Annotated in this window: 20 protein-coding genes; 7 read left to right on the top strand and 13 right to left on the bottom strand. The window is 60.9% G+C overall.

Annotated features, from left to right (window positions below; all coding sequences use genetic code 11):
• Positions 1–30: 30 nt before the first annotated feature.
• The 3 genes from VJX68_RS08080 to coaE are packed head-to-tail and all read left to right on the top strand — an operon-like array spanning position 31 to position 4,877.
• Positions 31–2,484, top strand: a complete 2,454-nt coding sequence (locus VJX68_RS08080; protein WP_324095164.1) for a glycosyltransferase — start codon at positions 31–33, stop codon at positions 2,482–2,484.
• Complete coding sequence (locus VJX68_RS08075) at positions 2,484–4,262, top strand: ABC transporter ATP-binding protein (protein ID WP_324095163.1); 1,779 nt, start codon at positions 2,484–2,486, stop codon at positions 4,260–4,262. Before VJX68_RS08080 ends, VJX68_RS08075 begins: the two co-directional genes overlap by 1 nt.
• Positions 4,263–4,271: 9 nt before the next feature.
• On the top strand, positions 4,272–4,877 hold the full coding sequence (gene coaE / locus VJX68_RS08070) for a dephospho-CoA kinase (protein ID WP_324095162.1): 606 nt from the start codon (positions 4,272–4,274) through the stop codon (positions 4,875–4,877).
• On the opposite strand, the gene VJX68_RS08065 is transcribed toward coaE, so the two are convergent.
• Positions 4,874–5,605 (bottom strand): adenosylcobinamide-GDP ribazoletransferase, encoded by a 732-nt coding sequence (locus VJX68_RS08065; protein ID WP_324095161.1) that lies wholly within the window; start codon positions 5,603–5,605, stop codon positions 4,874–4,876. The two genes, coaE and VJX68_RS08065, sit on opposite strands and share 4 nt — an antisense overlap.
• A 93-nt stretch (positions 5,606–5,698) precedes the next feature.
• Here VJX68_RS08065 and VJX68_RS08060 point away from each other — a divergent pair, with 93 nt between their 5' ends.
• Positions 5,699–6,619 carry a ketopantoate reductase family protein gene (locus tag VJX68_RS08060; protein WP_324095160.1) on the top strand — a complete coding sequence of 307 codons (921 nt, stop codon included), beginning with the start codon at positions 5,699–5,701 and terminating at the stop codon, positions 6,617–6,619.
• 102 nt (positions 6,620–6,721) lie between these two features.
• On the opposite strand, the gene VJX68_RS08055 is transcribed toward VJX68_RS08060, so the two are convergent.
• Positions 6,722–7,441 (bottom strand): glutathione binding-like protein, encoded by a 720-nt coding sequence (locus VJX68_RS08055; RefSeq protein WP_349255899.1) that lies wholly within the window; start codon positions 7,439–7,441, stop codon positions 6,722–6,724.
• Between the two features lie 281 nt (positions 7,442–7,722).
• Here VJX68_RS08055 and VJX68_RS08050 point away from each other — a divergent pair, with 281 nt between their 5' ends.
• Positions 7,723–8,934: a serine hydrolase domain-containing protein gene (locus VJX68_RS08050; RefSeq protein WP_324095158.1), complete on the top strand. Its 1,212-nt coding sequence runs from the start codon at positions 7,723–7,725 to the stop codon at positions 8,932–8,934.
• 8 nt (positions 8,935–8,942) lie between these two features.
• Here VJX68_RS08050 and VJX68_RS08045 read toward each other — a convergent pair whose 3' ends face one another.
• Positions 8,943–11,387 carry a penicillin acylase family protein gene (locus VJX68_RS08045; RefSeq protein WP_324095157.1) on the bottom strand — a complete coding sequence of 815 codons (2,445 nt, stop codon included), beginning with the start codon at positions 11,385–11,387 and terminating at the stop codon, positions 8,943–8,945.
• 402 nt (positions 11,388–11,789) lie between these two features.
• Between VJX68_RS08045 and VJX68_RS08040 the strand changes: the two genes are divergently transcribed.
• Complete coding sequence (locus VJX68_RS08040) at positions 11,790–12,719, top strand: IS1595 family transposase (RefSeq protein WP_324095156.1); 930 nt, start codon at positions 11,790–11,792, stop codon at positions 12,717–12,719.
• A gap of 1,059 nt (positions 12,720–13,778) precedes the next feature.
• On the opposite strand, the gene prfB is transcribed toward VJX68_RS08040, so the two are convergent.
• The 6 genes from prfB to alaS all read right to left on the bottom strand — a co-directional run bounded on the left by prfB (position 13,779) and on the right by alaS (position 21,443).
• Positions 13,779–14,907 (bottom strand): peptide chain release factor 2 gene (gene prfB / locus VJX68_RS08035; RefSeq protein WP_349255897.1). Its coding sequence is split into 2 segments (ribosomal slippage): positions 13,779–14,849 and positions 14,851–14,907, totalling 1,128 coding nucleotides; the frame shifts between segments, so codons are not numbered across the junction.
• 68 nt (positions 14,908–14,975) lie between these two features.
• Positions 14,976–16,601 (bottom strand): apolipoprotein N-acyltransferase, encoded by a 1,626-nt coding sequence (lnt, locus tag VJX68_RS08030; protein ID WP_324095154.1) that lies wholly within the window; start codon positions 16,599–16,601, stop codon positions 14,976–14,978.
• 2 nt (positions 16,602–16,603) lie between these two features.
• Positions 16,604–17,158 (bottom strand): hypothetical protein, encoded by a 555-nt coding sequence (locus tag VJX68_RS08025; RefSeq protein WP_324095153.1) that lies wholly within the window; start codon positions 17,156–17,158, stop codon positions 16,604–16,606.
• On the bottom strand, positions 17,155–17,637 hold the full coding sequence (gene ybeY, locus VJX68_RS08020; RefSeq protein ID WP_324095152.1) for an rRNA maturation RNase YbeY: 483 nt from the start codon (positions 17,635–17,637) through the stop codon (positions 17,155–17,157). The genes VJX68_RS08025 and ybeY overlap by 4 nt, the downstream gene beginning before the upstream one ends.
• 6 nt (positions 17,638–17,643) lie before the next feature.
• Positions 17,644–18,750, bottom strand: a complete 1,107-nt coding sequence (locus tag VJX68_RS08015; protein ID WP_324095151.1) for a PhoH family protein — start codon at positions 18,748–18,750, stop codon at positions 17,644–17,646.
• A gap of 32 nt (positions 18,751–18,782) precedes the next feature.
• Positions 18,783–21,443, bottom strand: coding sequence for an alanine--tRNA ligase (gene alaS, locus VJX68_RS08010; RefSeq protein ID WP_324095150.1), 2,661 nt, complete (start codon positions 21,441–21,443; stop codon positions 18,783–18,785).
• A gap of 149 nt (positions 21,444–21,592) precedes the next feature.
• Here alaS and VJX68_RS08005 point away from each other — a divergent pair, with 149 nt between their 5' ends.
• Positions 21,593–22,573, top strand: a complete 981-nt coding sequence (locus VJX68_RS08005; protein ID WP_324095149.1) for a DUF445 family protein — start codon at positions 21,593–21,595, stop codon at positions 22,571–22,573.
• Between the two features lie 35 nt (positions 22,574–22,608).
• On the opposite strand, the gene recA is transcribed toward VJX68_RS08005, so the two are convergent.
• The 4 genes from recA to VJX68_RS07985 form a co-directional block, all read right to left on the bottom strand.
• Entirely contained in the window at positions 22,609–23,679 is a 1,071-nt protein-coding gene (gene recA, locus VJX68_RS08000; protein WP_324095148.1) for a recombinase RecA, read from the bottom strand.
• A gap of 147 nt (positions 23,680–23,826) precedes the next feature.
• Positions 23,827–24,468 (bottom strand): RNA 2',3'-cyclic phosphodiesterase, encoded by a 642-nt coding sequence (thpR, locus tag VJX68_RS07995; RefSeq protein ID WP_324095147.1) that lies wholly within the window; start codon positions 24,466–24,468, stop codon positions 23,827–23,829.
• 17 nt (positions 24,469–24,485) lie between these two features.
• A complete protein-coding gene (locus tag VJX68_RS07990; protein ID WP_324095146.1) occupies positions 24,486–25,091 on the bottom strand; it encodes a 2-hydroxychromene-2-carboxylate isomerase in 606 nt (201 codons plus the stop codon).
• Between the two features lie 40 nt (positions 25,092–25,131).
• Positions 25,132–25,341, bottom strand: a 210-nt coding sequence (locus VJX68_RS07985; RefSeq protein WP_324095145.1) for a DUF3108 domain-containing protein, incomplete at its 5' end; no start/stop codon positions are given.

Genomic DNA, 25,341 nt, shown 5'->3' with positions numbered 1-25,341 from the left:
CCCATCGGCTTTGCGATTAGCTCATCGTTCATGGCTCGGCTGGTACCGCACGGAAAATATCTTCTCGACGGCGCGCAAAAGTTCTACCTACGCGGCGTTTCGTACGGCCCGTTCGCCCCGAACTCGCGCGGCGAGAGGTATCCCGAGCCCGAGCGCGCCACCGCCGACTTCGCCCTGATGAGCCGGCTCGGCGCCAACGTGATTCGCCTCTACGTCCCGCCGCCGCCGTGGATGGTCGAGGAGGCGCAGAAGGCCGGGCTGCGCATGATGCTCGGCATCCCGTGGCCGTTCCACATGGCGTTCCTCGATTCAGCCGACATGATGCGCCAGATTCGCGACGCCATCCGAAAGACCGTTCTCGATACACGCCAATTTGGCGAGACTATTGCGGCCTACAGCATCGGCAACGAGATTCGCTCGGATATAGTGCGCTGGCACGGACCGCGCGCCGTCAGCCGCTTTCTCGCCGAACTCCGCGACCTCGGCAAACAGATCGACCCCGGCGCGCTTTTTACCTATTCGAATTATCCCTCGGCGGAATATCTCGATCTGAGTTTTCTCGATTTCATTTCGTTCAACGTCTATCTGCATCGCGAAGAAGATTTCCGCCGTTACCTGACGCACCTGATGGGACAAACCGGCGAGCTGCCGCTGGTGCTCAGCGAAACCGGCATGGATACGATTCGCGAGGGAGAGCAGCATCAGGCCGACCTCCTTTCGTGGCAATGCCGCGCGGCGTTCGAACTCGGATTGTCCGGCTTCATCGTGTTCGCGTTCACCGACGAATGGCACACCGGCGGGGCCGAGATTACCGACTGGGCATTCGGACTGACGCGCCGCGATCGCTCGCCCAAACTCGCCTTCGATGCGGTCGCGAAAGTTTTCAGTGACGAACTGCCGCCTCCCCTCACGGCGGTCCCGAAAGCCAGCGTGGTGGTGGCCGCCTACAACGCTGCATCGACGCTCGGCGAATGTCTTTCCTCGATACTCGACCTCAACTATCCGGACTACGAAACGATCGTCATCGATGACGGATCGACCGATTCGACTTCCGAAATCGCCAACCAGGCAGGAGTTCGCTCGATTCGCGTAGAGCACAATGGCCTGGCTGCTGCGCGCAACGCAGGCGCCGATGCCTCATCCGACGAAAGCGAAATCGTCGCGTTCATCGACGCCGACGCGCGCGCCGATCGCGACTGGCTGTATCATCTGGTTGAGACGATCAAGCGCCGCGACGCGGTGGCCGCCGCCGGCCCGAACTTCGCTCCTGATGCTCAGTCCGATCGCGCCGCCGCGATGGCTGCCGCGCCCGGCCTGCCCCGCGAGGTGCGTGCCGGAGACGATCGCCTCGCGCAACTGTGCGGATGCAACATGGCGATCACAAAAGCCGCGCTGCAGAAGGTTGGCGGCTTCGATCCGATGTTCACCGCCGCGGGCGACGACGTAGATCTTTCCTGGCGTCTTGCCGCGTCGAGTGAAACGCTTGCGTACGCTCCTGGAGCCGTTGTGATTCACGAGCGGCGCGCGACGCTTGCAGCTTATCTCCGCCAGCAGCGTGGCTACGGCCTCGGCGAAGGCCTGTTGTTCCGCAAATATCCTCTTCGCAGCGCGGACCAGGACGGAATGTACGCTAGGCCGTCATGGATCGGAGCGCTCTTCGGCGGCGCGCGCGTCTACTACGGCAAGTTTGGCCGCGGTCTCTTTCAGACGGTTTATTCCGCAGGCAACTCATACGCCGACTTGCCGCTGACCATTCAATGGGTCGGCCTGTCACTGATTTTTCTGATCCTCGGCGGCGTCAATCGCCTGCTGGGCGTGCTCGGCGCTGGCGGAATCGTTCTCTCGATATTGGCCGCCGCGGCTCGCGCAGTGTCCGCTCCCTTGCCGCGCGAGCATTCCGGGGCGGTGGCTCGAATCTATCTCTGGATCCTCAACCTGCTCGGCCCCACTGTTCGTAGTCTTGCGCGCGAGCGCGTCAAATGGCGATTCGATTCCGCGACCGCAGGCGGCGATCATTTCGGGCCGCTCAATTTCAGCGGCCAGGTCGAATTCCTTGTGCCCGAAGGCGGGGCGCAGATCGATTCCGCGACGATCCTCAGCGCGGTCCGCGACGCACTGGTTCGTCGCGTCGCCGTCGCCGAGACCGACGGCTTCCAGTCCTACGATCTCAAGCTCGTCGTCCCCCCACTGATCCGCGTGCCGATAAACGCATTGCGCCAGAACGACGCCAGCATCGCGCTGCTTTGGCGTATTCGATCGACTCCGCGGCGCGCGTTGATCGCCGCGGCAGTGACGTTCGTTTTGTTGGCCGCGAGCTTCTCGCTAGGTGCAGCGGTCGTCGGCGTAGTATTTGCCGCTCTTGCAGTTGGGGTGTTAGCAATCAATCGCGCGCGCCATATTTCCCCGATCATCAAAGCCTGTGCCACCGAAGTGGCTGACGCGCATAGACTCTCAATCGCAACGCGCCCGGAAGACGAAGCCTGATGGGTACGCTCGAACTCTACGGCCACGCGATTCGCAGGATGCGCCCGCATCTCGGCCGTCTCGCGATAGCGATCGCCGGCGTGCTGCTCGCCTCCGCGACCGAAGTCCTCAAGCCGTGGCCGCTCAAAATCGTGATCGACAACGTGCTGCGAGGCGCACCGCTCGTCAGCAACTGGATTCCGCCGATGCCGCGCGCAGAGCTTCTCATCGCGGCGTGCGTCAGCCTCATCATTGTGTACACGCTGCTCGGCCTGCTCAACGTCATGACGAATTACGTCACCATCTCCATCGGCCAGCGGATGGTCAACGAGTTGCGCGCGCGCCTGTTCGACCACTTGCAGCGCCTTTCGCTCTCATTCCATCGCCGCCGCGAAGTCGGCGACCTGATGGTGCGCATCACCTACGACACCTACTCGATTCAAACGATCGCGATGAACGGTTTCTTCCCGGTGCTCTCGTCGCTGATTCTGCTCGGCGGGATGTTCGTCGTGATGATCAAAATGGACGCGACCCTGACGCTCGTCGCACTCGCCATCATCCCGCTGTTGATTTTATTGATCATGTCGATCAGCGGCCGCATCGACGCGATCGCCGCCGGCGCGCGCATCAGGGAGAGCCGTCTCTTCACCGTCGCGCAGAGCGCGCTCGCCGCGATTCACGTCGTGCAGGCTTTCACCCGCGAGGGCGAGTCGTACCGCGAGTTCGTCGAATCCAGCAGCGCGAGCCTCGAGGCGACCCTGCGCCTCTACACGCTGCAAACGCTCTACGCCGGTGCAGTCGGCGTGCTGATCGCGTGCGGCACCGCTCTTGTGATTTACCTCGGCGCACAGCACGTCCTCGATGGCCGCCTCACTATTGGCGATCTGATAGTTTTCACCACCTACCTCGCCTCGCTCTACGCGCCGGTGAACCAGATTTCGCAAACCTACGGACAAATCGAAGCCGCCAAGGCCGGCCTCCGGCGATGCCTCGAGTTGCTCGCGATCGATCCCGAAATCAAGGATCGCCCAAACGCACAGACGCTTGGCCGTGCTCGCGGCGAAATCGAATTCGACAATGTAGTTTTCGGCTACGAACCGGGCCGCACCGTGCTCAAGGGCATCAGCTTCAAAGCCGCGCCCGGCGAGACTATCGCGATCGTCGGGCCAAGCGGTTCCGGAAAAACCACGATGGCCAGCCTGCTCGCGCGCTTTTACGAACCGCAGCAGGGCGCGATCAAGATCGACGGCAACGATACGCGCTACCTCACGCTCGATTCTCTCCGCGGCAATATCGCGATGGTTCTGCAGCCGCCGCTCGTGCTCGGCGACACGATGCGCGTCAACGTCGCGTTCGGCAAGCCTGCCGTCGACGACGCTCACGTGCTGCACGCGATCGAGATGGCCCGCCTCGGCCCCGTGCTCGCCAAGTTGCCCGCCGGCCTCGACGAAGTGCTGGGGCAGGGCGGTCATAATCTTTCCGAAGGTGAGGCGCAGCGCGTGACGATCGCGCGCGCGTTGCTGAAGGACGCGCCGATTCTAATCATGGACGAGCCGACGAGCGCGCTCGACGCCGAGACCGAATCGATGGTCCTTGCTGCCGTGCGCGAGGCGATGCGGGAGAGGACCACGCTCGTGATCGCGCACCGGCTCTCGACGATTCAGAACGCCGATCGAATTCTCGTGCTGCGCGACGGCGCAATCGTCGAGCACGGCTCGTTCGACGAGTTACTGGCTCTGGGCGGCTTCTTCAGCTACCTCTACAACATTCAGGCGTGGACCCGCGAAGCGGCAGGCTAGAAATTTCACATGCTTACAATCGGCCTCACAGGTGGAATCGGTTCGGGCAAGAGCACGGTCGCGCAGATTCTCGGCGAATTCGGCGCGACGGTTCTCGACGCCGACAAAGTCGCGCACACCACTTACGCGCCGGGCGGACCCGCTTATGACGCGGTCATCGCGGCCTTCGGTGCGCAGGTCGTTGCTCCCGATCGCACAATCGATCGCAAGAAACTCGGCGCAATCGTGTTTGGAAATCCCGAGCGGCTGAACAAACTGACGTCGATCGTATGGCCCGCGACGCGCGAGAGCATACGCCGCAACGTGAGCGAATTACGCGCGAGCGGCGCGGAACTTCCGATAGTCGTCGAGGCCGCGATTTTAATCGAAGCAAACTGGCAGTCGCTATTCGACGAAATCTGGCTGGTGCGCGCCCCGCGCGAACAAGTCGTCGGCAGAATCGAAATCCAGCGTGGGCTAAAACCCTCCGAGAGCGAAGCGCGAATCCGCGCGCAGCTGTCCGACGAAGAGCGCGCGAAGCACGCATCTCTGGTGATCGAAAACAATGGCTCGCTGGAAGAGCTCCGCAACCTGCTCAAAGAAGTCTGGGCCGATGTGCTCAAGCGTAATGGTTAGGCGCGAAGCGTCGTCAGCACCGCGAACGTGACGACCTCGACCAGCGCGCATCCGCCCGCCAGCATGTAGCCCGACGCCCCGCCCATCCTCCTGCTCAGCACAAGCCGCATCGCAAGGATCGTCAGCGCTAGCGCGATGATCACCGCCAGCCCGACGTTTTGATACAGCCCCATCGTTAGTCCCAGCGCGACCACGCTTGACACGGCGAACTCGCGAAAGGAAATGCCGCCTTCGTATGGGACGCCCAACCCCCAATGTTCCAGCGGCTTCAGTCCGTAGCCGATCGGAATGATCGCCCATCGCGACAGCATCATCGCCATCACCAGCGCGCCCGCCCGTCCCGCATCATCTGTGATTCGCGACAAGCACCAGGTCTCGAATGCGAACGCGGCGATAGCGGCGGCCGCGCCGACGGGTCCGATTCGTGTCAGTCCGGTTGACGCTGGCCGCGTCCCTCGTCGAAGCACTTCGACAGTGTCTGCGACTCCGCGATTTGCCAAGCCCAGCGACAGCCCCGCTCCGACGATCAGCGCGGCGAATGAGCGTCCAGCGGGTCCGACCACCAGGCCGGCAGTTCGATCGACAATTGCGAGAATTACTCCGAGGACGAATCCAACAATGGGAAAATAAACCATCGCGCGCGCCCGCTGTGCTGCGGTGCCCTGCGATCTTTCGTCGAGGATCGGCCACAGCGTCAGCGTCGCGGATGCCAGCACCCCTTCGAACATCAGAGCGCGAATGCTTGGAAGACTAGTTTCGCCCGTCGATTCCATTGACCGAGGTTGATTACAACAGATCGTGACGGCGCTACGATAGGCGAGATGAAGATCCTCGTGATGGGCGCGGGCGCGGTGGGAGCCTACTTTGGCGCGCGGCTGCGCGCGTCAGGCGAGGACGTCGTATTGTGCGCGCGCGGCGAAAATCTGCGCGCGATTCGCGAGCACGGCCTCGACATCACCAGCATTGGTGGCGATCTGAGTATCGAGGTCACTGCGACCGACACGCCGCGCGACTTCGCCCCGTACGATCTGATCCTGTTTTGCGTCAAGGCCTACGACACCGACGCCGCCGCGCAAGCCATCTCAGGATGCCTCAAGCCGGGCGGCGCGATTCTGACGCTGCAGAACGGCGTCGAGAATGAAGCAAAGGTCGCCGCGATCTTCGGCCGCGACGCCGTCATGGGTGGGAACGCGCGCGTGGGTGTCGAGCTGGTCGCGCCGGGCAAGATTGTCCATCTGAGTAGCGGCCACATCGACTTCGGTGAACTCGACGGCCGCAAAACGGATCGCGCGAAGAAAATCGCCGACGCGTTTCAACGCGCGGGGATTCTCGGCCAGGTCTCAGCCGACATCATGACCGCGCGATGGGACAAGCTGATCTGGAACGGCGCCGTCAACACCGTCGCAACGCTAACGCGCCGGCGCGTCGGTGAAATTCTCGACGACCCCGAAGGCCTGAACCTCCTGCGCACGCTCATGCAGGAAATCGTCGAGGTTGCACGCGCCGAGGGCGCAAAGATTCCCGACGATCGCATCGACGCGTACATCGCCCACTCGCAGAAAAACCTGCGCGCGCTGAAAACCTCGACTCAACAGGATCTCGAACGCGGCAAGGCCCTTGAATATGAAGCCCTGAGCGGCGCCGTAGTCCGCGCGGCTCGTCGCCACCGCATAAAAGTACCCGCCGTCGAAACGGTGTACGCTCTATTGCGATTGCTCGATGCCGCCCCAAAGAAGTCCTAACAGGGACGATGTCCCGCATCTTAGTCTTAATACTGGGTGCATGTGTCACCCCTGCCCAAGGAAGTGTGAACCCACGGCGGGTTTCACATCAAATAAAGTGAATTACCTCTTCTCGAACTGCTTGTTGCCGAACAGTATCTCCCACGATTTCGGATCCTGCGGTGGCTGATTCGCGGCCGCCGCCGCTCGCATCTTCTCGACGATCTCGCTCATCACCGCGAAACCGCGCTGAGTTGCCGGACGCGCGCGCAGCTCGTCATACCACTTTTTCAGATTTGGGAAATCTTCGAGTGCCTGTCCTTGCATCGAATGCGGCACCAGCCACGGGTAGGTCGCGATATCGGCGATCGAGTAATCGCCCGCCAGGTATTTCGCTTCACCGAGGCGCTTGTCGATCACGCCGTAGATGCGTTTTGCTTCGTTGGTATAGCGGTTGATCGCGTACTCGAGTTTCTCGGGCGCATAGCGGCGGAAATGGTGCGCCTGGCCGAGCATCGGGCCGACGCTAGCCATCTGGAACATCAGCCACTGGATCACGTTGTATTTTCCGCGCGTGTCCGACGGCATCAGCTTGCCGGTCTTCTCCGCGAGGTACATCAGGATCGCGCCCGACTCGAAAATCGAGATCGGCATTCCGCCCGGACCGTCGGGATCGGTCATCGCGGGCATCCGATTGTTCGGGCTGATTTTCAGGAACTCGGGCTTGAACTGATCGCCCGCGCCGATATTGACCGGGATCAGATTGTACTTGAGGCCGACTTCCTCGAGCATCCAGGTGATCTTGTAGCCGTTGGGCGTTGGCCAGAAATATACGTCGATCATCCGCAGCTCCTTGTGGCGATTAGCCGAAAACGTTCGTTTCATATTGCAACTTGGATCAGTCCGCCGCGCGACGCAAACTGAAAACGCGGCTGGACTTGGCTGTCCCCGGATAACGAACGGCGATTGAAGGCTGTTTCCGAATCCTTGTAACGTCGGGGGTGATGAAGCCCCTGCCACACAGCAAGACCCGCTCTCGTGGGCTAGAGATGCGACAACACCGCTACATCGTTTGGATATCGCGCCGTTGGATCGATCGGCCTCTCTTGGTGCTGCTCGTTAGCATGGCAATAGCTCTCATGTTCGTTTCGCCCGCGAGCGCCGCCGCCTGGACTCAACCAGGTTACCTCTATCGCTACTTCGTTTGGGGCGCGCGATTCCCCTTCTCATCACGTTCCGACGACTACCGGAGTTACGGTTATCACACGATCGAGAAGGCGCTGACCGCCTTTCAGTTCGCGCCGGGCAAGCGCGATTCGGTTCCTGAAACCGTGGAATACGACAACAGTGGAAGCGTGAAGCAGGTCGCGCTATCTGAGCTGCTTCGCTCGACGGGTACCAATGCCTTCATCGTCGTCAGGGACAACCAGGTGCTGTACGAGAATTACTTCAACGGCTCCGCGCGCGACTCTTTATGTACCGCATGGTCGCTGTCGAAGTCTGTAACCTCAGCACTCGTAGGCATCGCGATCTTCGAAGGCTATATCAAGAGTCTCGACGATCCGATCACGAACTACCTGCCGGAGCTCAAGGGCCAGGGCTTCGACGCGATTACGATCAGAAATCTTTTGACGATGGGATCGGGCATTCAGTACCGGATCGGGTTTTTGCCGTGGGACGAATTTGTGCTGGCCGGCTACTACCCCAATCTAAGGCAACTGCTCCTATCGGACCTGAAGATCATGGAGCCGCCGGGACAATCGTTTCACTACAACAACTTCAACGCTGAACTTATCGGCATGATCCTCGAACGGACCACCCATCGGCTGCCTAGCCAATATCTCCAGGAGAAAATCTGGAAGCCGATAGGTATGGAATACCCAGCCACCTGGAGCATCGACAGCGAGCAAGACGACTTTGAGCTGACACCCATATTGCTCAACGCGAGAGCTATAGACTTGGCCAAGTTCGGGCGGCTGTACCTGAATAGCGGCAATTGGGACGGCAAGCAGATCGTCCCGAAGCAATGGGTCGTCGAATCCACGACCAAGGATCCGAATGACCATCGTCCGTGGGAGACTTTCTCTCGATGGCAGGACAAGGGCGGTTACTACAAGTATTTCTGGTGGGGTGTTTCATTGGGAAAGAGCGACTACAGCTATATGGGCATCGGCACCTATGGGCAGTTCATTTTCGTCTCGCCAAGGACAAAGGTCGTGATCATACGGACGGCAGACAAAGACGGCATAGACCCGCCATACTGGCGTGAGGTCTTTCAGAATATCGCGGAGCAAGTCGACCAGACCTATAGTCGTGAGGTTGGCGCGCCAAGGTGAAAACGCGGCTAGCGCGGGACCAGGTCCAATTCCGCTTCGGCTGACGACTGTGCGCGCGTATAACTCGGGTCGAGTGCGTGATACTCGCCGCGGCTCCAGGGGCCGATCATGTCGTCGTAGTGCCGCGACGCCGGGTGATCGGTCTCGCCGCTGTGATTCATTCCGAGCGCGCCTTCGGGGTCGGCCAGGTCGGTGATGAACCGGTACGACGAAATCTGTGTAACCTTGAACTGAGCCGGGTCGTCGCCCAAATCGAAAAACGAGTTGTTTACGGTATGCCGTCCGCCCTCGGTTGGAAACGGCCCGCGGTTGAAGTACCATCCGAGCACGCCGCCCCGCTGGCCCAGAGGATGCTGAAACTCGATCGTCTCCATCGCGCCCCATTTCCACTTGTCGCGATCGCTGCCTAGCTTTTGCGCCAGCAGCGCGAGCGAGTCCTTCATACTCGCGCGCAGCGTCGCACTCTTGCCTCCCGCTCCTCCCGGCCACAGCGGACTTCCGGGCCGCACGATCATGTCTTCAGTCGCCGGATAGGTTCCGCCGTCCTCCAGCAGCATGAATGATTTGTAATCGTCGCCGAGCAGCGGCTTGAACACGCGCCGCGCCAGCGTCACTTCGGCCGCCGCGACAATTGCGGCCAGCCTGCTGTTCGCCGTCATCGCGCCGTCCCATCCGCGAAGTTCGCCGAGCGCCCATCGCACATCTTCGTCGCCGCCGTCGCCAGCCTGCACGAGCGCGTCGCGCAGCTTCAGCGCGAAAATCGACACGCGGTCACCCTGAATCGATTTGAAATCATCGACCGTCATCTTGTCGTGCGCGCGGATCAGGTCCGAAATACGATCGTAGCGCCACGGCGCGACCCAGCTTCCATTCCATGAAACGTCGGCCAGCCGATTGTTCGCCGTGACGATAAAATGCGTCGCCGGATTCTCGCTATGCGGCAATCTGTCGAACGGGATCATTCCGTTCCATTCGAAATTTCCGGTGAACCCCGGTGTCGGGTACTTGCCGTCGAAGCCGGTGCGATTCGGAATCGCGCCAACGATTTTCCATCCGATATTTCCCGAGTCGTCGCCCCAAACGAGATTGAGGGGCGTCGTCATGAACGTGCGATATGCCTCAACCAGCTCTTTTCCGGTGCGTGCGGTGGCCGAGCCGAAGCCCGATGCGGCCGACGGCCCGGGCGTGAGACCCGCAAAGCGCATCGACAGCGCGTAATTCCCACGCACCTTGACGCCGCTCAGCGGATTGTCCTCGCGCGCGAGCACATCGCTGACGATCGGTCCGTGCTGCGTCGAGAGGATCGTTCGCGTCACGTCGGCCGCGTCGCGCACGTGAATCGTCACGTCGCGGCGCTCGAGCGGCAACCACTTTCCCGCGAACTCGTAACTTTTGCCGTCGGCTGACAGATGCTCGAGGCTGAGATCCATCACGTCCGCGCACACGCTCGTCACCCCCCACGCGACATGCCCGTTGGTGCCGATCGCGACCGCTGGGGAACCAGCAGCCAGCGCGCCCGACGTGAAGCCGTCGGGAGTCACCAACACCGCCTCGTACCAAATCGACGGGATCGATTGCGGCAGATGCGGGTCGCTCGCGAGCATCGGCTTGCCCGACATCGACTTGGCACCATCGATCACCCAGTTGTTGCTCGCGGGCATGCCGATATGCCCGAGACGCGTGAAGCCTGGTGCAAGATGAAACGCCAGCTTCGCGCCGCCGAACACCGCTGTAGTCTCGGGCGGCGGCGGCTCGAGCGGAAGGGACGGATACACCGGCATCAGCGCGGCGATCTCGCTCGGCGCCATCTTCGGCGCGAGGTTCATGTACAGCGACTCCTCGGTCGCGTTGTAGCCTAGCAGCACCGCAATCGTCAGCGCGCCCGCCTCGAGATCTTCGGCCGTGTAATGCGCCGGCTTGATACCGACCAGCCGGAACGCCGGCTCGAGGCTGTTCTGATGCGCGTCGATGTAAGCGTTGATTCCGCCGACGAACGCATCGACTTGCGCGCGCATCTCGGGCGGATACATCGCGACACTGTCGCGCGCGAATTTCTCGGGATCGAAGAGCCGGTAAACGTAATCGCTGTCGACCAGGTCGGCGCCAAAGACTTCGGCGAGCCGTCCCTCCGCCAGCCGCCGGCGCATCTCGAGCTGGAACAATCGATCCTGCGCCTGCGTGTAGCCCAGCGCCCGTGCGAGGTCGAGCCGATTCTGCGCGTATATGTGCGGTACGCCGGCGGCGTCGCGAATCACCCTGACCGGCGCGCTCAACCCGTCGAGTTTGACGACTCCCGACTCCGGCGCGAGCCCGCTCTGCGTCGTCTTGTAGAACAGCCCCGTCATCACGGTCACAAAGATGAACGCAACGACGAGCCCGACCACCGCACGTCTGCGCGCGCGCGGCGAACGATAAAATCTGCGCCGGGAAACTTCGCCAGGATGCTCCGCCATTGGGTGTTGCTCAAACAGTATCGCGCAGATTATGCGCACAAGAGTGGCGGCAGTTTTCATTTTGCAACCGAGTTGGCGCCGAATTGCGACTGTTCAATTGGCCGGAAACTGGCAATTTACACTACCTGTTGTGGTTCTATGACAGCTATACCACTAGGCGTAGCTTCGTTCCGTCAAATTTTGTTTGCAGGGCTGACCCATGCACCCAATGTTGAGAGACTTGCGGGGGAAGCGTAGCGAGTTTGGAGGAGGGTCCTGACGGTTGTCCATTACCCTGATCGTTAGCACGTCAGGCGCGCGTACGGCAGGCTGAAAAGTTCATCCCTGAACATGATTCGCGCTGTTCTAATTTGGGGATTGATATACTTGACACACAAGCGTTGTGCGTGTAGTATCTAGGGCATGAAGACGCCAAGAACATTAATCGAAGCGATTCGCTACTTTGCAGATGCAGAAGTCTGCCGCAACTATCTGGCCGAATGTCGCTGGCCGAGGGGCATAAGCTGCCCGCGCAAAGGCTGCGGATCGAAAGATGTATGGTTCATCCGGACGCGAGCGATCTGGCGCTGTAAATCCAAGTCTTGCGGCAAACAGTTTTCGGTGAAGGTAGGGAGCATCTTCGAGGATTCCCCGATCACGCTGGATAAGTGGCTCCCCGCCGTCTGGCTGCTCACTTGCTCGACAAAGGGCTATAGTTCCCATCGGCTGGCAAAGGCTCTAGGAGTCACACAGAAAACCGCATGGTTCATGCTCCATCGCATCCGGCTCGCGTTGCGAGCGGGTAGCTTCGAGACGCCCATGTCTGGCCCGGTCGAAGGCGATACTACCGGCATCGGTGGTCTGGAAAAGAACAAGCATCGCAGCAGGCGCTTGCATCGTGGAACCGGCAATGTCGGTAAGGCCGTAGTCTTCGGATTGCTCGCAAGGCACGGTCAGATCCGTGTTAAGACTGTACCCAATGAAAGGGCAGAGACGCTTCAAGGCGTGATTCGCCGCAACGTAGAATCGGGCGCGATTCTCTATACCGATGAAGCGGCGGCCTTTCGCGGCCTGAATGCCGAGTACGCGCATGAAGTCATCAACCATTCCGAGGAGTATGTTCGCGATGCGGTTCATACCAACGGGATTGAGAGCTTCTGGGCGAACTTCAAGCGGACGGTTTACGGTACGCATCATTTCGTGGTGCCGTGGCAGTTGGACCGCTATCTCGATGACGCGGCGTTTCGATTCAATCAGCGGAAAATCGGCGATGGAGAACGCTTTGCGCTAGCACTAGCGCAAAGCGATGGTCGCAGGCTCACGTACAAGAGCCTGATCGGTCAAGGAGCGTGAGACAAATGAAGATCACAGACGCGCGGACTATATGGCACAAGTTGAGGTCAGCAATCTTGGGGAGGACTGTTACGAATGAGCGAACAGCATCCGAGGTTGACTCGCTATTAGACGGTACACTCCATGAGGGAGTTACAAAAGAATTATTTGATTTTGGCCGTTATCTCCTGGATCAAAACAACGCTAGAGATGCCGCGATAGACGAAAAGGCCACATCGATAGTTGGCTACAGCGCCGCGATCTTGGCATTCTTAGTGACCCGGGAGTCTAGCTGGACGCACTCGCCAGCTAAACTAGTGGCCCTTGTCGTCATCGCCGCTCTAGCAATCTCCGCTAGTGCGTATGCTGGACTAGCGCTTAGGGCGGCGCGCAACTGGAACGAATTGAGCGAAGCAACTTGGTTTCCCGGAGATACACACTTTCTCTCCGACGAGGATCAGCTCAGACGCTACTATCTAACAGCGATGCATCAGGTGCATCAAGAAAACCACAAACTCGTCAATCAAAAGGCGGACCAAATGATATGGGCGCAAATATCAGTTGCGGCAGCCAGCATCTTACTTGGGTCAATACTATTTGGTAGCGCAGTGTCCAGTCTGGTGGGGCACTTATGAATGTTAGCGCCCCTTTTGAATTATGTTTGGTGTCCGGCGCGCAATTTGACGGTTGTGCTGTGAGACATTTACGGTTTGTCGAGCGTCCGAAACACTCGGGGGCGGTCCCCCTTGTGCTTCACCCGAACCTGATTGTCGTTGCTGTCCCGATCCTGACTGATCAGCATCACTACGATTTTCCTGTCCCGCGCCGCCCGTGTTTCCAGCATTTTGGTCGTTGTCGCTAGGCATGCGTGAAGGAACCTCCCCTATGAAGAAAAAATTATTGCCAATGTCCAAGTTTCGCACGGCACTTCGGCGCATCGCGGCTGTGCCCAAGGACGAAATGAAACAATTGCTCGCCGACGAACGCGGCAAACGTAAATCTCGCAAGAACCCTTAACGCCAGATGTCATCCAGAAACATCATATCGGAGCAGGGCTTGTGCGTCAACTATATCAATCCCCTAATTTGGCACGGAATCGGCGTCGCCTTTGCGGACGCCCATCAGGTAGGCCTGGATGAATTCATCGATCGCGCCGTCGAGCACCGCGCTGGTGTTGCCGACTTCGACGCCCGTGCGATGGTCCTTGACCATCTGGTACGGTTGCAGCACGTACGAACGAATCTGGCTGCCCCACGCGATTTCTTTCTTGTCCTTGCTGAATTTCTCGAGCTCTTCTTTTTTCTTGCGCTGCTCGAGCTCGAACAGCCGCGCGCGCAATATCTTCATCGCCATCGCGCGGTTCTTATGCTGCGAGCGTTCATTCTGACAGGTCACGACGATGTTGGTCGGGATATGCGTGAAACGCACCGCCGAGTCCGTCTTGTTGACGTGCTGGCCGCCCGCACCCGACGCGCGAAACGTATCGATCCGCAAATCCGCGGGATTGATCACGATCTCGATCGTGTCGTCCACTGCTGGGAAAACAAAGACCGACGCGAACGACGTATGACGCCGCGCGTTGGAGTCGTACGGCGAGATACGCACCAGCCGATGTATCCCGGCCTCAGCCTTCAAATAGCCGTACGCGAAGTCTCCTTCGACCGTGACGGTCGCGCTCTTGATTCCCGCGCCGTCGCCCGGCTGGAGGTCCGCAATCTCGGTTTTGAAGCCGCGCCGCTCGGCCCATCGCATATACAGCCGCAGCAGCATCTCGGCCCAGTCCTGCGCCTCCATGCCGCCGGCGCCGGGATGGATCGAAACGATCGCGCCGAGGCGATCGTACTCGCCGCTGAGCATCAGCCGCAGCTCCTGGCGTTCGAGCTCGGCTCGAGACGCGTCCAAGGCAGCCGCGGTCTCGCGCGCCGCTTCGGAATCCTCGCCGCCTTCCTCTTCGGCCATCTGCAGGAACACGCGCGCTTCGTCGAGCTTGTCGCGGAGCATCTTGTAGCCCGCGAGTTGAGCGCGAATCTGTTCCTGCTCCTTGAGCGCGGCTTGCGCGGTTTCCTGCCGATCCCAGAAGTCGGGCTTGGCGGATTGTTCGACGAGTTGGTTCTGGCGAGCGGTCAGTGCGGGGACGTCAAAGACGCCTCCCGAGCTTGTCGGCGCGGTCATCAAACTCGGAAAGCTGCTGTTTCATGTCACTGAGCATCAGAAATCACACCTCACGCCGGACATCAGCCGGCGACGGCACTATTATGTCACGAAGCGCCGGCCGGCTTAATGGGGGCGGCCGTTGGCCGTAACTCGCCGCGATCTAACCGGCTTGACTTCGAGCGTTGCCGGGCGCGGCCATTGCCAGGCCATGAGCAGTCCGATCAACGTCAGTGCGAAGCAAATCTCCGCGAACAGATCGCCCACCATCGTGTAGAAGGTCCGCACCGGCCGCCACGATACGTCCACTATCTCCGTGCCGCGCTTGAACAGTGGCGTGCGATTCTTGATTCGTCCCGACGGCTCGATCAGCGCGCTGATTCCCGTATTCGCCACCCGCACCATCGGCACCTTCGTTTCGACCGAGCGCATCGCCGCCATCGCGAGCACCTGGTACGGCGCCGAACTCTCGCCGTACCACGCGTCGTTGGTGATGTTCACGAGCACGTCGGCGCCCTTGTTCACCTCGCGCCGCGTGAGATCGGGGAAGATGCTCTCGTAGCAAATCAAAATCCCGAGCTTCGCGCCCTTGACGTCGAACAGCGTCTGCTCCGTGCCGGGAATCAAATCGCCGAAACCGTTCACGACCTTGTTGACGAAGAAGCCGAGAATCGCGCGGGCGGGAACATACTCGCCGAACGGCACCAGCTCGATCTTGTCGTAGTGCGCATCAACTTCGCCCTGGCCGTTGGCCGACACGAGGTAGGCGCGATTGTAAAATCCCAGCCGCCCGTCCGCACGCGCCAGTGCCGGCGCGCCGAACAATATCGGCTCGCGCGTGTTCTTCGCGAGCGTTAACAGGGCGGTGCGATACTCCGCGTCGCTTGCGAGTTCCGCGGGATATTGATCGTCGGGCTGGAACAGGAACGCCGCCGCCGCCTCGGGCCAGACGACCAGGTCGGCGCCGCGCTTCGCCGCGTCCGCGGTCTCGTCCTGGTAAACTCCGTAACTCTCCGGCAGGAACTTCGGATCCCACTTGAGCGATTGCGGGATATTTCCCTGCACCATCGCGACCTTGAAACTCCCCGTGGCCGGCGCGTTCTTGATGTTGTTGATTCGCCACGCGCCAAACGCCACGAACGCGATCATCATCGCAGTCAACGCGCTCAGGCTGACGGTCTGCAGGCGGTAGACGCCGCGGCGGAAAATCACGACGTACACCACGGCGTTGAAAAACACGATCAGCGCGGAAACGCCATACACGCCGGTGAATTCGGCGAATTGGATCAATTCCAGATTCCGATACGCGGCGTAGCCGAGCAGGTTCCACGGGAAAGAGGCGGGAACATAAGTGCGAAACCATTCGAGCGCCGTCCACGCCACCGGCATCGTGATCACGGCCGGGATTCGTGTCCGCCGCGCGACGAATTCGCCCGCCCAAATCGCAACCGCCGAGTTGATCGCGACGATCCCCGCCAGCAGCAGCATCGGAAAGATCGCGAACTCCATTCGCACATCGGCGAAGTCGTGCAGCGGAATCGGAATCCAGTAGAGCGATACGATGTTCGCGGCGAAGCCCTGCAGGTAGGCCCACCGGAACACGAGCCGCATGCTTTCGCCTTCGATCACGTAGAAGAGCGGCACCAGAGCCACCCATGCGAGCAGTCCGTAATCGAACTTCGGAAATGCCAGCCCCATCGCGAGGCCGCTGGCCACGGCGAGGGCCGCGCGCGTTGCGTTGTTCGACGACATCGTCAAGCAGGCGAGGCAAACACCTCGGCCAGAGGAATCACGCTGGCACACGGCGGCCGGCCGTCGAAGCGATCGAAAATCTCGTCCACGTCCTTCCAGGTTTCGACCAGCGCGGCTGCCAGCGGCGGCTCGAATGGGAGGTCGCCCGCGGCGCGCCACTCGCGCTCGAAGCTCCAATCGATTGGCGGATCGTTGTCGATCTCGAGCGACACCACTCGCCAACTCTCTTCCGGCGCGAGAATTTTTTCCGCCTCGCGCCATGGCAGGTAGATCACTGGTCGCGCACCCATCGTGAAAGCATACCGTTTGTCGACGGCGATCCCGAATGGTTCATAGCGGCGGCGATTGCGCCGGTCGAGAATCGTGCGCAGCTCCGGAATCGGCACATCGAACATGCAGACCGCCGGACGCGCACCGCGGACCATCCGGCTGCCGCCACGAACGACGCCATCCTTGAGGATCGCGACCAGGTTGTCCAGCGCGGTGGCCGAGGTCGAGGCGCGAGTGAAATGCGTAAGCGTCGCGACGGCGGGAATTTTGGCGGGCCCGCGTTTCATCGCGAAGTTTCTCCCTTTTCCTCCATCTTCGCAGCGAGAGATCGCTCGCGCGCGAACATCCGGCGCGCGTCGGCGGCCGAGCGCTCGTGGTCGTAGCCGATCAGATGCAGAAATCCGTGAACCAGCAGCCGTCGCAACCGCGACGACGGGGTAACGTGAAACTCGCGCGCCTGCCGGAGCGCCGTGTCGATCGAGATCACTACGTCGCCCACCGGAAGTCCGGGACGATTCTTTACGCTGCTCGGATCCGGCGGCTTCGCGCCTGCTTGCTCGATTTGCGAGAAGGAGAGAACGTCGGTGGGCTCGTCGATTCCGCAAAAATCGCGGTTCAGCCTGCGAATCGCGCGATCAGTCGTGAGCGTGAGCGACAACTCGCATTCGGCCAGGCCCGCCGCGCGCATGAGGCGGTTAGCGTCGGCGCGAAGCCCGTGTGTGTAGCCACGTCCGCGCGCCGTCGCGCATCGGAACTCGACCGTCACGCCGCTTCAATCCCGATGGTTGCCGTCAGTTGTCGTTGGGGGCGTCGGCGCCGGTCCCTCGACGTTGAACGATTCGTACGCCTTGATGATCGACTGCACCAATCGATGGCGCACGACGTCGCGGTCGTTGAACCTCACGAAAGAAATCCCCGGCGTGTTGCCGAGCACGATGCTCGCTTCCTTCAGCCCCGACAGCTTGCCGCTGGGCAGATCGATTTGCGTGACGTCGCCGGTGATCACCGCTTTGGAGTTGTAGCCGAGCCGCGTCAGGAACATCTTCATCTGCTCGGAGGTCGTATTCTGCGCCTCGTCGAGAATGATGAACGAGTCGTTGAGCGTGCGTCCGCGCATGAACGCGAGCGGCGCGACCTCGATCGTGCCGCGCTCGAGCATTCGCCGCGCGCGATCGAAATCCACCATGTCATGCAGCGCGTCGTAGAGCGGACGCAGGTACGGATTCACTTTCTCGGCGAGGTCACCGGGCAGGAAGCCGAGCTTCTCGCCGGCTTCGACCGCGGGCCGGCACAGCACCATCCGCGTCACTTGATTTTTCATCAACGCCGCCAGCGCCATCGCCATCGCAAGGTAGGTCTTGCCGGTGCCGGCGGGGCCGATGCCGAAAACGATATCGTGATTGCGAATCGAGTCGATGTAAATTTTCTGGTTGATGCTCTTGGGCGAGATGACGCGTTTGTTGGCGGAGACGTAAATCGTGTCGAGGAAAATATCCTTCAGCTCGGCGTTGCGATCGCCGCGAATAATTCGAATAGCGTACTCGACGTCGCTCGGATAGATCGGATAGCCGTGCTTCAGCAGATCGTAAATCTCGCCGATCACTTTGCCGGCGAGCGCCTGCTCGGCGTGCGCGCCCGAAATTCGGAGCGAGGTTCCGGTGACGCCAATTCGCACGCCCAGCGCCGTCTCGATCGTGCGCACGTGCGCGTCATGCTGCCCGAGCAAATCGGTAAACAGGCGCGGATCGTCGAAATGGAGTTCGAGCGAGTCTTCGGTGGCTAACTGGGAAATCGCCGGGGCCTCTTGAGGTACTGATTTCGTCTCTGTCGCCCGCCGGCCAGCAGTCGTCCAATCACCGGCGAAGCTAATCGTAGTCATTTCGGCGGGCGTATGAAAGTGGTTCCGAAATGCTATGACACCAGCGCGGCGACTTTGGCCAGCGCTTCGTCGAGCTTCGAGGCGTCGCGGCCGCCGGCTTGCGCGAGGTCGGGGCGCCCGCCGCCGTTGCCGCCGACGATTGGCGCTAGATTCTTGATGATGTCGCCAGCTTTGATTTTCGACGTCAGGTCGGGCGTCACCGCGACCAGCAGGGCAACTCTGCCGTCGCCGAGATCGGAGCCGAGCGCGACCACGGCTGAGCCGTGCTTCTGACGCATCCGATCGGCCATTTCGCGCATCGTGCGCGGATCGACGCCGTCGAGCCTGCGCGTGACGACTTTGACTCCGCCGACGTCGCGCACTTGTTCTTCATCTGCCGCGCCGCCGGCGCCCGAGGCGAGCTTCTGTTCCATCGCGCGCAGCTTTTTCTCCAGCTCTTTCTCGCGCGCCAGCAGTTTTTCGAGGCGCTCGATCGCCGCGCCGTCGCGGGCGCCGAGCTGTGCTCCGATCTCATCGAGAATCTTCTCGCGCTTGCGGATTGTTTCGAGCGCGCCCTGTCCCGTCACCGCTTCTATTCGGCGGACGCCCGCGGCGACTCCCGATTCCGCTTCGAGCTTGAACATGCCGACATCGCCGGTGCGCGAGATGTGCGTGCCGCCGCATAGCTCGACCGAAAAATCGCCCATCCTGACGACGCGCACGCGGTCGCCGTACTTGTCGCCGAAAAATGCGAGCGCGCCGGCCTTGATTGCGTCGTCGTACGCCATCTCCTCGACCATCACTTCGGCGTTCTCGCGGATCCGCGCGTTGATCTCTTCCTCGATGGTCGCGAGCGCGTCCACTTTGACGGGACCTTGATGAGCGAAGTCGAAGCGCAGTTTGTCGGGGTCGACGAGCGAGCCCGCCTGATGCACCGAACTGCCCAGGACGTCGCGCAACGCGTAGTGCAGGATGTGCGTCGCGGAATGATTCAGCATCGCAGCGTCGCGCCTGAGGCGATCGACCTTGAGCTTGACCCGCGCGCCGCGGGCGAAGTCGGCGGCGTCGCCGCGCAGCATTCGCCCGACGTGAACGATCGAGCCTTCGGTCTTGCGTGTGTCCGACACCTCGAGAATCGCGCCCGACGCCGTCTCGATTACGCCGCGGTCTCCGACCTGGCCGCCGCCCTCGGGATAGAAAGGCGTCTCCGCGACGACGATTGCAACGTGCTCGCCGTCCTTGCCGCCCACCGCGAGCACTTCGGACTCACCCTCGTAGCTGTGATAGCCGACGAAGTGCGACGCAATGCCCGCGCCGAGACTGATTTCCGATGCTACAGCCTCATCCTTGCGCGCGGCTCGACCGCGCTCTTTCTGCTCGTCCATCAGGCGGTTGAAGCCCGCAACGTCGACGTCAATCGAGTGATTGCGAACGACGTCCTCGGTTAGGTCGAGCGGAAACCCGTACGTGTCGTACAGCTTGAACGCGACCTCGCCCGGAAGCGTGTGACCGCTGCTCTTCTTGATTCGCGCGAGTTCCGCGTCGATCAGTTCCAATCCGCGATCGAGTGTCTCGCCGAAGCGCGATTCTTCCTGGGTGATCACTCCGGCAGTCTTGCTCGCCGCCGCTTTGATTTCCGGATACGCGTCGCCCATCGCCTCGACGACGCCCGCATGCGCCGCCGCGAGGAACGGACGATGGATTCCGAGATAGCGCCCGTGACGCGCCGCGCGCCGAATGATCCGCCGCAGCACGTATTCGCGATCGGTGTTGCCGGGAGTGACCCCCTCCGCGATCAGGAAGGTCATCGCGCGCGCGTGATCCGCAATCGCGCGGTAAGAGACGTCGCTTTCCTCGCTCTTGCTGTATGGCCGGGCGTTGCCGACCTCCTTCGCGACTATCTGAATTTTTTTGATGATCGTCTGGAACAGATCGATGTCGTAGTTGCCGAGGATCTTGCCAGCCTCGAGGCTCTGCAGCGCCGCCGCAATTCGCTCGAGGCCCGACCCCGTATCGACGTGCTTCTTCGGCAGCGGAGTCAGTGCACCCGAGGCTTCGCGATTGTACTGGATGAAAACGAGATTGCCGATCTCGATGAATCGCTCGCATCCATCGACGTTCACGAAACATTTCTGCCCGGCGTGATTTTTTTCCGGATCGCACGCACCCTCGCCGCGGTCGATGCTGATTTCCGAGTTCGGGCCGCTCGGCCCCGTCTCAGCCATCTCCCAGAAATTATCTTTGTCGCCGAATCGCAGAATCCGCTCGCGCGGCAGCACATTCAGCTTGATCCAGATGTCCTCGGCCTCTTTGTCGTCCTTGTGAACCGTCGCGTAGAGGAGGCTCGGATCGATTTCCCAGACCTTGGTAATGAGCTCCCAATGCCATCGAATCGCTTCTTCCTTGTAGTAGTCGCCAAACGACCAGTTGCCGAGCATCTCGAAAAAAGTGTGATGGTAAGTGTCGCGGCCGACCGCTTCGAGGTCGTTGTGCTTGCCCGAGATGCGCAGGCATTTCTGAACATCTGCGACACGCACTTGCGGCGGCGTGCGCACACCCAGGAAATAATCCTTGAACTGCACCATCCCAGCGTTGACGAACAGCAGGGTGGGGTCGCCCTTGGGAATCAGCGACGCCGACGGCACGATCGTGTGACCGCGCTCGGCGAAAAAATCGAGAAACGATTGACGAATTTTTGCGGTAGTCCAGCGCATGTGGAGATGATTCTAGCTGGGGAAGAGTAAATCACTCAATTGAATTTAAAAAGCAGAGTGATCCCTGCGCCCAGCGTTGAGACAGAGCAGCAGCCTTCCGACTGCGCCGAGCGGTTGGCCCGGCGCGACGCGTCGGCCACACTGTATCCATGGACATCACTATCGACGCGCCTACTCGCAGCCGCGAGCCTTTCTCCATCACCAATTTTTTTCTCATGCACAAGGGCGATCTAACGCTGGCTTTTTCGTTCTTCGTTTATCTCGTCAGCCTGGCCGCCCTGATGTTTACGCATTGGCGGACGTCGTCGGAGATTGCGGTCTCGATGGCCGAGGCAGCGCTCATCGGCGGGCTCTGCGACTATATCGCGCTCAAAATGATCTTCGAGCGGCGATGGTACCTGCCGAACTCGGGAGTGCTGCCGCGCAATCGCGCGAAGCTGATCGACGGAATCGCGGCGACGATCGAGAACGAGTGGCTCACACCACAGATGATTGGGCGCAAGCTGAGCGATATGGATCTTGTCGGTCGCCTCGGCACTTATCTACAGGAGCTGAAGCTGAGCGACATAGTGGGGCAGGCGGGACTCGAGCGGATAATCAGCCAGGCGATTGATTACCTCGATTCACCTGAGAAACGCGAGCGACTCGAGAAAGTTCTCAAGCGGATGCTGCCGAAGACGGTCACGCGAATTTACGCGGTGATGAGCCGGTTCGGCGCGGAGTCGATCGGCGCGCGTATCGCGGCGAATCTACGCAAGCGGCTGCCTGAGCTGCAGAACGATCCCGAGCTGCGTGACACGATTGAAAGTGCGATTCACGAGTTCGGGATTCAGCTTCACGATCCCGACAGCTACGCGAATCAGCTTGCGCAGCGATTGATCGACAGCCTCGTGCGGCGGACGGTGGAATCAAGCCGCGGGCAGATAACGCAGATGGTCCGCGAAAATCTCGCGCGGCTGTCGGATGATCAGATCAGAATTCAGATTGAATCGAAGACGCGCACGCATCTGGACTGGATTCGCGTCAACGGCGGGCTTTTCGGCGCGTTCTTCGGGCTGCTGTTCGCGCTATCGCGGATACTGTCGCATAACGGGCCCGCGATCCTCGCGCATTTTCATATTGCGATGTAAGGCAGGGGGTGACCCCTGCACCCAGTATTAGGACCTCACCCTTTTTTCTTTGGAGATTGCGCGGGCGCGGGTTCAGGCTCCTCGACGGCCGCCTCTTGCGGCAGCGCGACCGGCTTGGCTGCCAGCTTCTCGCGCACCTTGGCTTCAATCTCGTCCGCCAGCTTCGGATTTGCCTTGAGCAGGTCGCGCGCGTTCTCGCGTCCCTGCCCGATTCGCTCGCCGTTGTAGGAGTACCAGGCGCCGAGCTTCTCGATGATACCTTGCTCGCTGGCCATATCGACCAACTCGCCTTCCTTCGAAATGCCGGTGCCGTACAGGATGTCGAACTCAGCCTCGCGGAACGGCGGCGCGACCTTGTTCTTCACCACCTTGACCTTGGTGCGCGAGCCGATCACTTCGGTCGCGTTCTTGATCGTGCCGATTCGCCGGATGTCGATTCGCACCGACGAATAGAACTTCAGCGCGTTGCCGCCGGTGGTCGTTTCCGGGTTGCCGAACATCACGCCAATCTTCATCCGGATCTGGTTGATGAAGATAACGATCGTGCGCGAGCGCGATATGATCGACGTCAGCTTGCGCAGCGCCTGCGACATCAGGCGGGCCTGGAGGCCCATCTGCGGCTCGCCCATCTCGCCCTCGATTTCCGCGCGCGGCACGAGCGCCGCCACCGAGTCGATCACCAGCACGTCGATCGCGCCTGATTGCACCAGCGTCTCGGTTATCTCAAGCGCCTGCTCGCCGTTGTCCGGCTGCGAGATGAGCAGGTCCTCGACCTTGACGCCCAGCTTGCGCGCGTAGGCCGCGTCGAGTGCGTGTTCCGCGTCGATAAACGCGCACGTGCCGCCCATCTTCTGCGCCTCGGCTATACATTCCAGCGCAAGCGTCGTCTTGCCCGACGATTCCGGGCCGTAAATTTCGACCACGCGCCCGCGCGGCAATCCGCCCACGCCCAGCGCGATGTCGAGTCCGAGCGAACCGGTCGGCACCACCGCTATATCGGCGGAAATGGCCTGCTCGCCGAGCTTCATGATCGAGCCCTTGCCGAACTGTTTCTCGATTTGGCTGAGCGCCAGATCGAGCGCTTTACTTTTGATCTCTATCGCCATCGCCTTTGCTCACGCGGATCTATTTATTGCGCTGCGAATCTTGCCACAAACTCACGTCGATAGCTCTATCCACGCCGCCGTCCGTGTCCACAGGGGTGTTGACAACACGACGTTGGTGTTACGAAAAGAACAAATGTTGACACCCTGTCAGCACGACTGGAACAGGAATGTCGCGAGCGCTTCGTAGCTGGAGCCGTCGGGGCCGAGATGGCTGCGATACAGCGTGATCGATTCGATCGTCGAGACGCCGAACTCGCGCTCGCGCGCCGCGTCTAACGCATCGCGCGTCTTGCTCGCAATCCGCCGATCACCGACGCGCCCGATCGTCAGGTGCCCGTTCCAGCGTCGCTTCTCGCGCTCGAACCCGTATTCAGCCGCGACTGTCTCCAGTCGCGCGGCCAGGGCAGCTAGCGCACCCGATTCCACGCTATGCAATCCGATCCAAATCGCGCGCGGCCGCTCGAGGTCAGGAAACGCGCCGACACCCGCCGCGGCGAGCTCGAACGGCGCCGTCTTCATCGCGAGCTGACGAAGGCCGCTGGTGAGCCGCTGCAATCGATGCGAATCCACCGCCGGTCCAAGAAACTTGAGCGTGATGTGCAGATTGGCCCGCCGCACCCATCGCACACCGTCGCCCGCGTGTCTCAGCTCGTCGATCGCCTTCGCAACTGACTCCTCGACCTGCTCGTTCATCCGGATTGCGATGAACGCGCGCACGCCTTTGGCCTCATGCTGCCCGAGGTCGTCGCGCAGATCCGTTCGTGCCTGACCTTCCGCCCAATGCGTCATTCGATTCCGACTGAAACTTAAGTTGAGCTGTCCAGCTCGTGCTCGACCAGCGGCAGCCGGTCGTTGCCGAAGAACATCGAGCCCTCGACGAACATCGTGGGCGAGCCAAACCCGCCGCGCGCGATCAGCTCCTCGACGTTCGCGCGCAGCCTCGCCTTGTACTCGTCGGATGCGATCTTCGTGAAAAATTCCTTTTCGTCGAGGCCCGTTTCGCGCACGATTTCGCGCAGCACGTCGTCCTTGCTGATGTCCTTGTCGTCGCCCCAGTAGCTCTCGAACACGCGCTTCGAGTAGCGCGAGATTACACGATGCTCGTCGGCGACGAAGGCACCACGCATCGCCTTGACCGAATTGACCGGGAACACAGTGGGGTTGCCGATCTTGATGCCGTAAAATCTCGCCCAGTCGCGCAGATCCTTCACGTAATATTTCGCCTTGACCGGAACCGGCTCGGCGCGGCTCTCGTACACCGAAGGATTGACAGTGTTGAAGAGTCCGCCCACCAGGATCGGCCGCCAGATCAGTTCCGCATCGTGGCGTCGCGCGACGTCCTCGATCTTCGTGAACGCGAGGTATGTCCACGGGCTGGAGCAGTCGTAGAAAAATTCGAGCTTCTTCGGCATCGTCCTTAGTCTATAGTAGCTCAGTCAACCGCGGCGGACATCACTTCTGCGCACTCTCGACGCCGTCCTTGCCCTCGATCTTGATCAAGTCTGCGCGCACGTACCCGATGAACGCCTGCGCTTCGATCCGCAGCGGCAGGTGGCGCTCATCCGCCGATATCCACAGTGTTGTCCCGTGCGCCTCGCTGCGCAGCTCGCCGTCGCTGACGTACCAGACGTCGGGCACGATGCGCCACGCGTCGAAGTCGCC

This window comes from Binatus sp. (SeqCode), from assembly GCF_035272065.1.
In the GTDB taxonomy this organism is placed as follows: domain Bacteria; phylum Desulfobacterota; class Binatia; order Binatales; family Binataceae; genus Binatus.
This window is presented reverse-complemented; position numbering and strand designations above follow the sequence as displayed.